This is a genomic window from Stenotrophomonas chelatiphaga, from assembly GCF_032054965.1.
Taxonomy (GTDB): Bacteria; Pseudomonadota; Gammaproteobacteria; order Xanthomonadales; family Xanthomonadaceae; genus Stenotrophomonas; species Stenotrophomonas chelatiphaga.
Window position 1 is genome coordinate 114,403 of sequence record NZ_DAMBRS010000001.1, and the last position, 11,958, is coordinate 126,360.

Here is an 11,958-nt window from a genome sequence, read left to right on the forward strand (position 1 = left end):
AGAAATGGATTTGGGACTGTCGCCAGAAGCATGGTCGGCTTTGCTTGCCTGCGCCGCGATCATTCTTTCGCAGCTTCCTCCGGTAAGACTTTGGTTTAAAAAACCAGGTCTGTCGCTCATGGTAAGGAATCAGGCGGCGCTTAGGGCATCTGCAAACGGGCCGATGATCCAACTCTTTCTGCGAGTTGAGAACATAGGGACGACTAAAGTTCGAGTGGATCGGGTCAGCCTTGCGGTTCGCCGCGATAGGCTGCCCCTTATGGAGGTCGATGCCCAAGGTTACTTTGAGACCCTAGGCTCCACCAATCCCGTGGTTTTCCACCCTTTTTTCGTTGCCCCAGAGGATGCTTGGACGCATACGCTGAACTTCTTCGCGAGCCTATCCCGAGAAGACGAGCGCGCGTATCGGCGCGAAAAATCGGCCTTGATTACCAATATCCAGAGTCAGTTGTCTGTGCGTCCGGCCGGCAACACGGCGCTCGTATACGCTGATCCTGCGGTTGCCTTGCCGCTGAAAGCAAGGTTCGAGAGGAACTTTGTCTGGCAGCAGGGTGAGTACGAACTTAGCCTTTTCTTGTGGGGCAAGGATGGCAAGGTCATCACCGAAGAGAAGTATCGAATGTTGCTCTTCGAGTCGGATAGGGAAGAGCTTCTTGCGGCCAAAGAGAGGCTCGCCACCGGAGACGGGATCATGTTCGACGGCCAGTTACCACCGGTCGTACTGGTTCCGCTCGATTCCGCAAAAAACGGTTGACGGTCAGACAAATAGGAGTAGTATTTCGGTCACTGTGACATAGAAGCCTCCGGATAGCTCCGGGGGCTTTTTCATTTCCGGAATCCATATGCTCCTTACCGCCTCGACAATCCAGCAGGCGGTCGGCTGCAGTGCCGCTACCGCGCAGCTGTGGGCCAAGCCACTCTCTGATGCGTGCGCCCTGTATGCAATCAGCACGCCGAAACGGCTGGCGGCGTTCGTCGCCCAGGTGGGCCACGAATCGGCCGGTCTGAAGAAGCTGGAGGAGAACCTCAACTACGGAGCGCAAGGCCTGGCCGACACTTGGCCGAACCGGTACTCGGTGAATCCGAATGCGCGTCCCCGCGTGCCGAACCAGCTCGCGCGCGCGCTGGAGCGGAAGCCACAGGCGATCGCCAACAACGCCTACGCCAACCGGATGGGCAACGGGCCGGAGTCGAGCGGCGATGGCTGGAAGCACAGAGGCCGTGGGCCGATACAGAACACGGGCAAGGCGAACCACGCAGGCATGCGCGACACGCTGCGCGCCAAGGGCGTCAAGGCGGTTCCAGACTTCGAAGCGAGCCCGGAGCTGCTTGAGGTTCCGCAGTGGGGCGCCCTGGCGGCTGCTGCGTACTGGGATGCGAACAGCCTCAACAAACTGGCCGACGCCGGCAGGTTCGATGAGATCACCCAGCGGATCAACAACGGACAGACCGGCGCCGCCGACCGCCGGGCGCGGTATGCGCGTGCGCTGCCGATCCTGGCGGAGCGAGCAAAGGCGGCCACGGCAGCTGATTTCAGTAGAGTGAGCGGCACGGTAGACCGCACCGCTCGCAAGGTGGTGCCCTGATGGAAGAGACGACAGCCCCTTGGTGGCTCGCCGGTGGTGCGGCCGCGCTCTGGATTGCTCGTGAGTTCATCGGTGCAGTGCTGAGTCGCAAGCAAGACAGAGCCGAATCAGAGGGAAGCGTTGCACTTATCGCCGGCCTCACGGCTCGCGTTGAGGGTCTTGAAGCAAGTCAGCTGAAGCTGGGTCAGCAGCTCGCCGAAGAGATGAAGCTGCGGATGGAGGCTCAGGAGCTCGCCCACAAGTTGCGGCTGCGCGTGCTGTCTCTGGAAGCGTCCCTTCGCGGACTTGGTGCTGTCATCCCACCGGAGATACCTGGATGAACCGAATCCTGATCGCAGTTGTGATCGCTATCGCCATCTTTGCTGCTGGCTTCACCGGCGGCTGGACCTGGCGTGGGGACCGCGCTGAAGCAGCCGTTGCCGTGCAGGAGGTGGCAGTGGTCAAGCAGAACTTGACCGCTGAGCAGGGCGCCCGCGCCGAAGAACAACAGAGGGCCGACAGCATGGCCATCATTGGAGCAACGCATGAAGAAGAACGTGCTGCGGCCCCGGCCGTCGCTGATGCTGTTGTGGCTGACCTGCGCTCTGGCGCTCTCCGCCTGCGCAACGACCTCGCCGCCTGTCACACCGACCGCCTGTCCCAGGCTGCCGCCAGCGCCGGCCAACGTGATGCGGCCCCCGACCTCGGAGTCACGCTTGCGGGCCCTGCTGTTCGAATCGGCCGAGACGCCGACGACCAGCTCCGCGCCTGCCAAGCCGTCGTCGCCGCAGACCGAGCCGAGGCGACCCCATGACTGATACCCGGAACAGCGACCGAATGATCCTGTCTGGTGGGCCGCCTGAGCGGCCGACCCAGCTGGACCGCATCGAGCAGAAGCTGGACACCCTCATCGCGGCACTGGCCGAAGAGCAGGACGACCAGGAAGATCAGCACCGCATCGTGACACTGGACGGCGAGGCCATCGCTGCCGGCGACCGTGACCAGACGCAGAGCCTCGGCTGATGCCTGGATTCCCCTCACGTCACAAGCCGATGCCACGGCTGGCGCCCGTGCATGAGGCGCAAGGTCATGAAGAGAACTACGGCAAGGGCCGCGGCGGTCGCCCTTGGCGGCGCAAACGCGACACAGTCATGGCTCGTGACAAATACATCTGCCAAACCTGTCTCGCTGCCGGCCGGTACACCGCAGCGGACGAGGTAGACCACATCGTTCCCCGCGCAGAGAGCGGCACCGATGCGGAGGACAACCTGCAGGCCATCTGCCGACCGTGCCACGACGTGAAGACGAAGGCGGAGATCGCGCGAGGCGCGAACCGTTCTCATCCACGTCGCGGCGAGAAGCTGAACGTGGACGCGGGCGCGCAGACCCGGGGGGGAGGGTCGAAAGTCTGAGGGTTTGCCCTCGGACACCGGCCGCTCAGCCAAATTTTTGCACGGTCAAAATTAGGATTTGAAAAATGAGAGGACGGAAGCCGACTGCTCCGGCCCTCAAGGTGATCGCCGGGACCGCCCGGCCGGACCGTGAGGTGCCGGATGCCCCCGAGTTCGATCTGATCGACGAGTTCCCAGATCCACCGCAGCATCTCAACGTAAACGGCGCTGCTATGTGGAATGACCTTGGTCCGCAACTAGTTGCGGCGCGGGTGCTCCAGACGGTCGATCTCTATGCGCTGCAGCAGCTTTGCTACGCCTGGCAGGTCCAGGTCGCAAAGCAGATGGCCGGCGTCGACATCACAGCAGCCGAGCAGACAGCGCTCAAGGCGCTCATGTCTGAGTTCGGCATGACCCCGGCCAGCCGTCGGAAGGTGAGTTCAGGTGGCGACAGCAAGAAGACCGGGAACAAGTTCGGCGCGCTCGGCTCGCCGGGCAGGTAAGCCTGAAAGCGAGGCCGCCACGAAGAAGGCGGCGCGGCGGCCAGCGCGAGCTAAGGCGCCGGACCCATCTGACTACGTCGCGGTAGCCATCGCATACGCGCAGGAAGCAATTGCGGACAAGAAGCGAGCGCGGTTCGGGAAGCTGATCCGCCAGGCTGCACGAAGGTTCATTGACGATCTGGCCCGCGCGAAGAAGCGCGGTGCACCGTTTCGATTTTCGGCCGAACACGCCTGCCATGCATGCGGCTTCATCGAGCTGCTGCCGCATGTCGAAGGTAAGTGGGAGACGCCCGAGATTCGGATGCATAGGTCTCACGTGTTCTTCGTTGTACAGCTGTTCGGTTTCCGCAAACCGGACGGAACCAGGCGCTTCACCTCGGCGCTGTTCGCGGTGGCGCGCAAGAACGCCAAGTCCACCTTGGCATCGGCCATCCTGTTGTACTGTCAGTGCTGCGAGAACGAGGAGGGTGCGCAGGTCATCTCGGCCGCGACCACGTTCCCTCAAGCATCGATCATCTTCAACGTTGCCAAGCGCATGGTGGAGAAGACTCCGGAACTTCGAGAGGCCTACGGTCTGGAGACCTGGGCGAAGTCGATCAGTCGCATGGAAATCGGAGCAAGCTTCAAGCCAATCCACGCCAAGGCTAGTACGCAGGATGGCCTGAACCCTTCCCATGTCGGCCTGGACGAGATCCACGCGCATAAAACACCTGACCTGCTTAATGTTCTGCAGTCGGCTGCTGGTGCTCGGGAGAATCCTCTGTGGTTGTTCACCACCACAGAGGGATACACCAACCCCGGGCCTTGGGCTGAGATCAGGCAGTTCGTGAAACAGCTACTGGCCGGGCTGTTTGGTCACGAGGCCGATCACTACCTGGCGGTGTTCTACGCTATCGATGAAGAAGACAAGGAGGCCGGAATCAAGGCCGACGACACCTTCGATGAGTCGAAGTGGATCAAGGCGAATCCCTTGATCGATGTCAATAAGCACCTTCTCGCAGCTATCCGAAAGGAGGCTGTCGAAGCGAAGAGAATGCCGTCGAAGCTGGCTGAGTTCGAGATCAAGAGGGTCAATCGGCCGGCGGCCTCGGCCAACAGCTGGGTGGCTCTGCCGAAGTGGAAAGCTTGCGCCGGCGCTATCGACCTTGAGGCACTGCGGGATGTCCCGTGCTGGGGAGGGCTCGATCTGGCCAGTACCCGCGACCTGACTGCATTGCGGCTGGTCTGGCGCGTTGGCAACAAGATCATTACCTGGGGACGCCGCTGGGTTCCTGCTGATGCAGTTGAGCAACGCACAGAGCGTGGCACTGTGCCCTACGCCGGCTGGGTTGCGGCGGGCCTGATCGAGCAGACCGAGGGGCAAGTCACCGATTACGCGGTTATCGAGCGAGCGGTCTTGGACGTCGTGGAGCGGTTCAACGTGCAGTCCATCGCGTTCGACCGCTGGAACGCCACGGAAATGGTCAGCCGGCTAGTGAAGGCTGAAGTGCCGCTGGTGGAGTTCATCCAAGGCACGAAGTCCTATCACCCGGCGATGCAAGAGCTGGAGCGGGCATACATCGCCGGGAACCTGGTCCATGACGGAGATCCGGTTCTCACCTGGTGCGCGGCGAACCTAGTTGCCCGAACGGATCAAAACATGAACAAGGCTCCGGACAAGAAGCGTTCCGCGGACAAGATCGATGACATGACCGCACTGCTGATGGCTGTCGGTATTTCAATCAACGTGGAGGCGGGCGACGGTATGGACGATTGGCTCAGCAGCCCTGCGAAGGCAGCCGCATGACCGCGAACAATTCACGTAAGCCGGTCGGTCGCGTAGCTGCGGCAGTGCGCAGCTGGCTAGGGATTTCTTTCGATCTGACGAACGAACAGGCCTGGAGCAGCATGGGGGGCTATCGAGTGGCGGGTGTCAAGGTGAGCACCGGAAGCGCCATGCAGGTGTCGGCAGTCTGGGCCTGTGTGCGTCTCATCTCGGAGACTATCGCTACGTTGCCGCTGACGCTTTTCGAGAAGACCTCGGCCGGTAAGATCCCGGCCTCGCGTCACCCGCTGCACTTCGTCATCCACGATCAACCAAACACGGACTCCACGGCTGCGGTGTTCTGGGAAGCGATGGTGGCCGCAATGCTGCTCCGGGGCGTGGGCAGGGCAGAGAAGCTCATGTCGGCAGGTCAGGTGATTGGATTGGCATTCCTGAACCCCGACAGGACCACCAAGGCGCGGGACAGCCGGGGAAACCTCGAATATCGATACACAGACAAGAGCGGTCGGCAGCGGGTGATCCCGCGATCTCGCATCTGGGAGGTTCCCGGCTTCACCCTCGACGGAGAATGTGGCGTTTCGGTGATCCAGTACGGCGCCAAGGTCTTCGGCAACGCGATCGCCGCTGATGAAGCGGCGAGCAAGACCTTCACCAATGGGATGCTCCAGACCGTTTATTACAAGGTCGCGTCATTCCTCAAGAAGGACCAGCGCGACGAGTTCCGCCGCAATGTCATGGGCACAATCGAACGTGGGGAGACGCCCCTGCTCGAGGGTGGGACTGAGGCCGGCACGCTAGGGATCAACCCCGCCGATGCTCAGCTGCTGGAATCCCGTGGCTTCAGCGTGCAGGAGGTTTGCCGCTGGTTCCGCGTCCCGCCGTGGATGGTGGGTCACACGGAAACGTCAACCAGCTGGGGCACCGGAATCGAGTCCCAGATGATTGGCTTCCTGACCTTTACCCTGGCGCCATGGTTGCGCCGCATCGAGCAGGCGATCCGCAAGGACCTGCTGAGTCCTGCCGAGGGGCAGCGCTTCTACGCGAAATTTGCCGTCGAGGGGCTGCTACGGGCAGACAGCGCGGCGCGCGCCTCCTTCTACTCGGTCATGGTCAACAACGGGATCATGACGCGCGACGAAGTCCGTGAACTTGAGGACCGGGAGCCCATGGGCGGCAACGCTGCGGTGCTGACTGTGCAGTCTGCAATGGTGCCTCTCGATGCGCTGGGTGGCACGAACACCACAGATGCGGAGACGCGCGCCGCGCTCCGAGCCCAGCTTGGGCTGGACCAATTTCGAAACGGAAAAGGCTGAGGCCAAGATGACAATTCGAGCACTTCCGGGCGTCCCGCTGGGTCGGCCGCAGATGGATGTGCGCAGCTATGTGCCCCAGATGGCCTTGAGCCGCTGGGACTCGACGCTGCGGGCGGCCGAGGAAAAGGACGCGGACGAGCGCACGATCGGTGTGTATGACGTGATCGGCGAGGATTGGTGGACCGGCGGCGGGTTTACCGCCAAGCGTATGTCGGCCGCCCTACGCTCGCTTGGTAAGGGGCCGGTGACAGTGGCAATCAATAGCCCGGGCGGCGACATGTTCGAAGGCATCGCGATGTACTCCATGCTGCGCGAACACCCCGGTGAGGTGACGGTCAAGGTGATGGGGCTGGCTGCTTCTGCCGCCTCGATCATCGCAATGGCCGGTGACGCCGTGCAGATCGCTCGCCCAGCCTTCCTGATGATCCACAACTGCTGGCTGATGGCCGCCGGCAATCGCCACGACCTCCGCGACATTGCGGATCAGCTTGAGCCGTTTGATGCCGCCATGGCCGACGTCTATGCGGCGCGTACCGGGGATGACCCCAAGGCTATGTCCAAGCTGATGGATCGCGAAACGTGGATTGGTGGCAGCGCGGCCGTGGATCAGCGATTCGCGGACTCTCTTCTCGAGTCCGAGGCAGTAAAGAAGGACAGTGGCACTGGTGGCACGGCAGCAGCGGTGCGCCGCATGGAGTCCGCTCTGCGTGCCTCGGGAATGTCCAAGGCAGACGCGATGCGACTGATCAGTGATTTCAAGTCCGGCTCGGGCGATCCAGCCGGCAGCGGTGAGGGCGATCCCACCGATCCAACAGCAGCGATTGTCGCTGCACTTCGTTCGTTTGACCTCACCCAGGAGAAAAATCCATGAAGTACACCCTCTGGGCCATCACGGTGGTCCTCGTCGCACTGTTCGCGTCCGATGCTTTCGCTGGCACGCATTTCCTCAACATGGGGCCGCATGGTTTCGCGATGGCAAGTGCAGCGGCGGCCCTGCCTGAAGCAATCAGCGCCGAACTGAAGAAGATCAGTGACCAGGTCAAGTTGCAAGCCGAGCAGGCTGAAAAGGAAATCAAGACCCACGCCCGACTTTCCGAGGAAACGCGAGCATCCGTCGACAAGCTGCTGACGGAGCAGGGCTCGCTGCAGGCACGGCTGCAAGGCGCTGAGCAGTTGATGGCGAAGCTGGAACATGGCGGGTTCGGCGGCGATATGCAGCCGAAGTCGATGGGCGAACAGCTCGTTGACAACGAGGACTTCAAGGCATGGGCGGCTCGCCCGAGTTCGAAGTTCCACATGGACGTCAAGGCTGTCGTTACCAGCGACGGCGCCTCTGCGGGCGACCTCATTGTTCCGGACCGCCGGCAGGGGATCATCATGCCCGGACAGCGGCGGCTGACTATCAGGGACCTGATGAACTCGGTCCCGACCAGCTCCAACGCGATCGAGTATGTGCGTGAGACCGGATTCACCAACAACGCCAACGTGGTCGCCGAAAACCCCACCAACCCGAAGCCGGAATCGAACATCACGTTTGAAGCCGACTCCGCGCCCGTGGTGACGATCGCACACTGGATCCACGCATCCCGACAGGTGCTGAGTGACATCCCGACCCTGCGCGGGTACATCGACGGGCGCCTGCGCTACGGCCTGAAGTTCAAGGAAGAGGCTCAGCTCCTGAAGGGCTCGGGCGTGGGCCTGAACATCAACGGGCTGGTCACCCAGGCAACCGCCTATGCGAACCCCGGCGTCACGGTTCAGGCGGAAACTCGCCTTGACCGCCTGCGTCTGGCGCTCCTGCAGGTCGAGCTGGCTGAGGCGTGGGCCGATGGAATCGTGCTGTCGCCACTCGACTGGGCTGCCATTGAGCTGACCAAGACTGACGACAACGCCTACCTGTTCGCCAACCCGCGTGGCATCGCCACGCCGGCGCTGTGGGGCCGCAACGTCGTTCCGACGCAGGCCATGGACGCGTCCGAATTCCTGGTGGGCGCCTTCGGCGGTGGCATCGCCGCGGAGATCCACGACCGGGAGGACGTGCAGGTGATGGTTGCCACCCAGGACGATCGCGACTTCGTCAAGAACATGGTCAAGGTGCTCATGGAAGAGCGCCTGACCTTGACCGTCTATCGGCAGGAAGCGTTCGTCACCGGTGATTTTGCCGGCCTCGACGCGCCCGCTGGCGGCGGCTGATCCCACCTGGAACGGGGGCGCCGCCAAGCGGCGCCCCTTAGGAGAGCGAAATGATTGAAGTAAAGGCACTGCGCGGGTTGGAGCACGGTGGGACGATCAAGCGCGACCAAGTTTTTCCTGTTGCGACCCAGGCGCACGTTGACCTGCTTGTCGGGAAAGGCCTCGTCGAGGTGGTTGGTGAGGTATCTCAGCCAGGCGGTAACGCCGACAAGGGGGCTAAGCAACCTGAGAGCGCCGGCGTCGCATTGGTTGCCCAGAACGCGGCTGACGTCGTCACCGCCCTTGCTCAGGTGACCGACCCCGATCTGCTGGCCGCAGGCCTCGAGGCAGAAAAGGGAAAAGGGGAAAAAGCACGCAAGAGCGTGATCGAGGCGCTCACCGCTGCCATCGCCGCTGCCCAGCCGCAGGTGTAAGCCATGCGCCTGGTGACTATCGAACAGGCCCGGCAGCACTGCCGGGTCGATACCGCTGACGACGAGATGCTGGCCCTCTATGCCGAGGCAGCAGAGCAGGCTGCGCAGGATTTCCTGAACCGCCAAGTTTTCTCTGACGTGGACGAGCTTGCCGCTGCGGTGCTTGACGGCAAGGCAGGGGACGATCCCATTGTGGCCAACCAGGCAATCATCGCAGCGATTCTGTTGCTGACGGGACACCTGTACCGAAACCGTGAAGCCGTGACTTCGGAGAACGCTGTTCAGCTGCCTCTCGGCGCCCACTCATTGCTCTGGCCGCACCGCGTAGGCCTCGGCGTATGAGCCTGGCCGCTGGGGATCTCCGCCACCGCGTGCTGATCCAGCAGCAGGTGACCACGCGCGACGGGGACGGCGTCCAGACCACCAGCTGGGTGGACGTGGACACGGTATGGGCCAGCGTCGAGCCGCTGTCTGCACGCGATTTCATCCAGTCGGGACAGACCCAGGCGGCGGTGACGGCGCGCATCACCATCCGATACCGCGCCGGCATGCTGCCGAGCATGCGCCTGGTGCACCGCGGCCAGACCTACAACATAGCCGGCCTGCTGCCTGACAAGGCGTCGGGGCTGGAGTACATCACGATCCCGGTCTCCGCCGGCGTCAACGACGGGCGGTAGCGCATGAAGGTGGAAATGAAGATCAACGGGGTGGACGGCCTGCTGGCCACCCTGCAGGCGTTGCCGCCAGAGGTCGTCAGCAAGCGCGGCGGGCCGGTAAAGCTGGCGCTGGCCAAGGGCGCACGCATGCTGCGCGACCAGGCCAAAGAGAACTTTCGGCGCTCAGCGGCTGTAGGCGGCGCGGGCAGCACCGACACCACGGTCAACAACATCATCGCCAGCCGCGGCAAGGCGCCCACCGGGACCAAAGGCGAGCGCCAGCTGGTACGCGTCAAGCGCAAGGTTTTCGTCAATGCCAAGGGCGCTCGGACCACAACACTGCGCGCTGCACAGCTGATGGAGTGGGGATCCGCGCTACAGCCTGCACGGCCGTGGCTGCGGCCTGCATTCCAGCGGCGGGGAAGCCAGATCATCGACACGATGACCGAGGACCTGCTGAAGCGGGTGGAACTGATCACCAAGCGCCTGGCAGCCAAGAACGGGGGTAAGCGCTGATGTTCCCCAAGGTCTACAGGACCATCCGTACGCCTGCGGTCATCGCGCTGGTTGGCGAGCGCGTCAGTGGCCACGGCAAGGCGCCGCAGACGGATCCCCGTCCCTATATCACCTGGCAGATCGTCACCGGCGATCCCTACAGCAACCTCAGCAGCGCGCCGGGCGGTGACTTCACCACGGTGCAGATCGACTGCTACCACAAGGATGAGGCGGGCGCCCAGGCGCTGGCGCTGGCCGTGCGGGACGCGCTGGACGCGGAGCTGATCGTCAACCGTGTCGCGATCGACACGATCGATTCGGACACCGAGCTCTACCGGGTCGGACTGGAAGCCGACTTCATCGACCAGCGCTGAGCCGCTGAAACCATCACCAACCACGCACTGCCGCCCTCGCGCGGCTTCAAGAGAGGATCAAGCCATGACCGAGGGCGTCGTCAAGACCCAGGGCACCCATCTGTTCTTCGTCGACCCGAATGCGGCCGGCGGACCTGCCATCGTGAAGTTTGCCTGCCCGACCGGTGCGTCTGGCTTGGGCGGCGCCGCCGACCAGATCGAGGACACCTGCCTCGACGCGCTGGTCGACAAGACCTATCAGCGCGGCCTCGGCACGCCCGGCCAGGTCACTGTGCCGTTCAACTACATCCCGAGCTCTGCCTCGCACGCCTCGCTGTTTGACCTGAAGGACAGTGGTCAGAACGTGGGCTGGTATATCGGCCTGAGTGACGGCACCGCGGCGCCCACGCTGGTGGACGACGTGCTTACGGCCCCCGCCGCCACTGCGCGCTCGGGTTTCGGCTTCCAGGCCTATGTGGCTGACTTCAACATCGACATCGCCACCAACGAGATCGTCCGCGGCACCGTGACGCTGCAGCGCAGCGGCCCGGTCCTCCGCTACGGCAAGCCGCTGGCCTAAAGCAGCGGCAACGGCTGTGGCTTCAATCTGGGTCGGCATCTGGCGCTGTCAGGCCGTGGCGCCACGCCGGCCCCAACACTTCGAGAACGGGCATGAATGACGCGAACAAGGCGGCCGCCGTGCTGCTGGACGACTCCCTTTTCATCAGCGACCGGGTCCACGTGAAGGACGTGGAGCTGCCCGACGGGAAGCAGCACAAGTTCCACTTCCGCGAGCTGCCGGCGGCAGAGTTCCATGCCTTCATCAACGCGCAGCGGGATGAGAGCGCTGATCGCCAGGCTGACTCGTGGCCCCGGCTGATCGCGAAAGCGGTCGTCGATCCGGATGGCAAGCTGGTGTTGTCGCTGGACCGGGCGCGTGCCCTGAAGTTCCCCGTGCAGGCCGCCTTGGTGAACGCGATCCGCGAGGTGAACAGTTACCAGGGAAAGGCGAGCTCGCCCGACGAGGCAGCGCCGAGTGGTTCCGATACCAGCTCGCTCTGAGCCTGGGCAAGAGCGTCGCGGAGATCGATGCGCTGGGCGAAGTGGAGCTGGCCGGCTGGCGTGCTTTCTTCGAGCTCTACCCGTTCGACGACCTGCATCGCTTCCATCGGCCCGCTTCCGCAATCGCCGGCTCCTTCGGCGCCAAGCCGGAGCAGGTCCTGAAATACCTCTCGCCCGACCCAATCGACTCTGCACTGAGCGACGCCGATCGCGACGTTGCCAAGGCGCTGGGCTTCACCTCCTGACGGG

Annotated in this window: 19 protein-coding genes; all 19 read left to right on the forward strand. The window is 63.2% G+C overall.

Going from position 1 to position 11,958, the window contains the following annotated elements:
- Window positions 1-4 precede the first annotated feature (4 nt).
- The 19 genes from RTX79_RS00675 (at window position 5) to RTX79_RS00765 (ending at window position 11,954) form a co-directional block, all read left to right on the forward strand.
- Window positions 5-754, forward strand: coding sequence for a hypothetical protein (locus RTX79_RS00675; protein ID WP_312681028.1), 750 nt, complete (start codon window positions 5-7; stop codon window positions 752-754).
- Between the two features lie 88 nt (window positions 755-842).
- Window positions 843-1,586: a glycoside hydrolase family 19 protein gene (locus RTX79_RS00680; RefSeq protein ID WP_312681030.1), complete on the forward strand. Its 744-nt coding sequence runs from the start codon at window positions 843-845 to the stop codon at window positions 1,584-1,586.
- Window positions 1,586-1,906: a hypothetical protein gene (locus tag RTX79_RS00685; protein WP_312681032.1), complete on the forward strand. Its 321-nt coding sequence runs from the start codon at window positions 1,586-1,588 to the stop codon at window positions 1,904-1,906. The genes RTX79_RS00680 and RTX79_RS00685 overlap by 1 nt, the downstream gene beginning before the upstream one ends.
- Complete coding sequence (locus RTX79_RS00690; protein ID WP_312681034.1) at window positions 1,903-2,379, forward strand: hypothetical protein; 477 nt, start codon at window positions 1,903-1,905, stop codon at window positions 2,377-2,379. The genes RTX79_RS00685 and RTX79_RS00690 overlap by 4 nt, the downstream gene beginning before the upstream one ends.
- Window positions 2,376-2,588 (forward strand): hypothetical protein, encoded by a 213-nt coding sequence (locus RTX79_RS00695; RefSeq protein WP_312681036.1) that lies wholly within the window; start codon window positions 2,376-2,378, stop codon window positions 2,586-2,588. Before RTX79_RS00690 ends, RTX79_RS00695 begins: the two co-directional genes overlap by 4 nt.
- Complete coding sequence (locus RTX79_RS00700; RefSeq protein ID WP_312681038.1) at window positions 2,588-2,977, forward strand: HNH endonuclease; 390 nt, start codon at window positions 2,588-2,590, stop codon at window positions 2,975-2,977. The genes RTX79_RS00695 and RTX79_RS00700 overlap by 1 nt, the downstream gene beginning before the upstream one ends.
- A gap of 65 nt (window positions 2,978-3,042) precedes the next feature.
- Complete coding sequence (locus RTX79_RS00705) at window positions 3,043-3,459, forward strand: hypothetical protein (RefSeq protein ID WP_312681040.1); 417 nt, start codon at window positions 3,043-3,045, stop codon at window positions 3,457-3,459.
- Window positions 3,401-5,245 (forward strand): terminase large subunit, encoded by a 1,845-nt coding sequence (locus tag RTX79_RS00710; protein ID WP_312681042.1) that lies wholly within the window; start codon window positions 3,401-3,403, stop codon window positions 5,243-5,245. Before RTX79_RS00705 ends, RTX79_RS00710 begins: the two co-directional genes overlap by 59 nt.
- On the forward strand, window positions 5,242-6,537 hold the full coding sequence (locus RTX79_RS00715; RefSeq protein ID WP_312681044.1) for a phage portal protein: 1,296 nt from the start codon (window positions 5,242-5,244) through the stop codon (window positions 6,535-6,537). Before RTX79_RS00710 ends, RTX79_RS00715 begins: the two co-directional genes overlap by 4 nt.
- Complete coding sequence (locus RTX79_RS00720; protein ID WP_312681046.1) at window positions 6,503-7,408, forward strand: head maturation protease, ClpP-related; 906 nt, start codon at window positions 6,503-6,505, stop codon at window positions 7,406-7,408. The genes RTX79_RS00715 and RTX79_RS00720 overlap by 35 nt, the downstream gene beginning before the upstream one ends.
- The gene (locus RTX79_RS00725) at window positions 7,405-8,730 is read left to right on the forward strand and encodes a phage major capsid protein (RefSeq protein WP_312681048.1); all 1,326 of its coding nucleotides are present in this window, start codon (window positions 7,405-7,407) and stop codon (window positions 8,728-8,730) included. Before RTX79_RS00720 ends, RTX79_RS00725 begins: the two co-directional genes overlap by 4 nt.
- Window positions 8,731-8,780: 50 nt before the next feature.
- Window positions 8,781-9,143: a hypothetical protein gene (locus RTX79_RS00730; RefSeq protein ID WP_312681050.1), complete on the forward strand. Its 363-nt coding sequence runs from the start codon at window positions 8,781-8,783 to the stop codon at window positions 9,141-9,143.
- Between the two features lie 3 nt (window positions 9,144-9,146).
- The gene (locus RTX79_RS00735) at window positions 9,147-9,485 is read left to right on the forward strand and encodes a head-tail connector protein (RefSeq protein WP_312681051.1); all 339 of its coding nucleotides are present in this window, start codon (window positions 9,147-9,149) and stop codon (window positions 9,483-9,485) included.
- Window positions 9,482-9,820, forward strand: a complete 339-nt coding sequence (locus RTX79_RS00740; protein WP_312681053.1) for a phage head closure protein — start codon at window positions 9,482-9,484, stop codon at window positions 9,818-9,820. Before RTX79_RS00735 ends, RTX79_RS00740 begins: the two co-directional genes overlap by 4 nt.
- 30 nt (window positions 9,821-9,850) lie before the next feature.
- Entirely contained in the window at window positions 9,851-10,315 is a 465-nt protein-coding gene (locus RTX79_RS00745; protein ID WP_312681055.1) for a hypothetical protein, read from the forward strand.
- Complete coding sequence (locus RTX79_RS00750) at window positions 10,315-10,668, forward strand: DUF3168 domain-containing protein (protein WP_312681057.1); 354 nt, start codon at window positions 10,315-10,317, stop codon at window positions 10,666-10,668. Before RTX79_RS00745 ends, RTX79_RS00750 begins: the two co-directional genes overlap by 1 nt.
- Before the next feature lie 64 nt (window positions 10,669-10,732).
- Entirely contained in the window at window positions 10,733-11,227 is a 495-nt protein-coding gene (locus tag RTX79_RS00755) for a phage tail tube protein (protein WP_312681059.1), read from the forward strand.
- Between the two features lie 92 nt (window positions 11,228-11,319).
- Entirely contained in the window at window positions 11,320-11,709 is a 390-nt protein-coding gene (locus RTX79_RS00760; RefSeq protein WP_312681060.1) for a hypothetical protein, read from the forward strand.
- A gap of 41 nt (window positions 11,710-11,750) precedes the next feature.
- Window positions 11,751-11,954: a hypothetical protein gene (locus tag RTX79_RS00765; RefSeq protein ID WP_312681061.1), complete on the forward strand. Its 204-nt coding sequence runs from the start codon at window positions 11,751-11,753 to the stop codon at window positions 11,952-11,954.
- Window positions 11,955-11,958 lie beyond the last annotated feature (4 nt).

Bases quoted from the DNA above. Each gene is read 5' to 3' on its own strand.
- RTX79_RS00675 (WP_312681028.1), top strand. From the start codon at position 5: ATGGATTTGGGACTGTCGCCAGAAGCATGGTCGGCTTTGCTTGCCTGC.
- RTX79_RS00680 (WP_312681030.1), top strand. From the start codon at position 843: ATGCTCCTTACCGCCTCGACAATCCAGCAGGCGGTCGGCTGCAGTGCC.
- RTX79_RS00685 (WP_312681032.1), top strand. From the start codon at position 1,586: ATGGAAGAGACGACAGCCCCTTGGTGGCTCGCCGGTGGTGCGGCCGCG.
- RTX79_RS00690 (WP_312681034.1), top strand. From the start codon at position 1,903: ATGAACCGAATCCTGATCGCAGTTGTGATCGCTATCGCCATCTTTGCT.
- RTX79_RS00695 (WP_312681036.1), top strand. From the start codon at position 2,376: ATGACTGATACCCGGAACAGCGACCGAATGATCCTGTCTGGTGGGCCG.
- RTX79_RS00700 (WP_312681038.1), top strand. From the start codon at position 2,588: ATGCCTGGATTCCCCTCACGTCACAAGCCGATGCCACGGCTGGCGCCC.
- RTX79_RS00705 (WP_312681040.1), top strand. From the start codon at position 3,043: ATGAGAGGACGGAAGCCGACTGCTCCGGCCCTCAAGGTGATCGCCGGG.
- RTX79_RS00715 (WP_312681044.1), top strand. From the start codon at position 5,242: ATGACCGCGAACAATTCACGTAAGCCGGTCGGTCGCGTAGCTGCGGCA.
- RTX79_RS00725 (WP_312681048.1), top strand. From the start codon at position 7,405: ATGAAGTACACCCTCTGGGCCATCACGGTGGTCCTCGTCGCACTGTTC.
- RTX79_RS00730 (WP_312681050.1), top strand. From the start codon at position 8,781: ATGATTGAAGTAAAGGCACTGCGCGGGTTGGAGCACGGTGGGACGATC.
- RTX79_RS00735 (WP_312681051.1), top strand. From the start codon at position 9,147: ATGCGCCTGGTGACTATCGAACAGGCCCGGCAGCACTGCCGGGTCGAT.
- RTX79_RS00740 (WP_312681053.1), top strand. From the start codon at position 9,482: ATGAGCCTGGCCGCTGGGGATCTCCGCCACCGCGTGCTGATCCAGCAG.
- RTX79_RS00750 (WP_312681057.1), top strand. From the start codon at position 10,315: ATGTTCCCCAAGGTCTACAGGACCATCCGTACGCCTGCGGTCATCGCG.
- RTX79_RS00755 (WP_312681059.1), top strand. From the start codon at position 10,733: ATGACCGAGGGCGTCGTCAAGACCCAGGGCACCCATCTGTTCTTCGTC.
- RTX79_RS00760 (WP_312681060.1), top strand. From the start codon at position 11,320: ATGAATGACGCGAACAAGGCGGCCGCCGTGCTGCTGGACGACTCCCTT.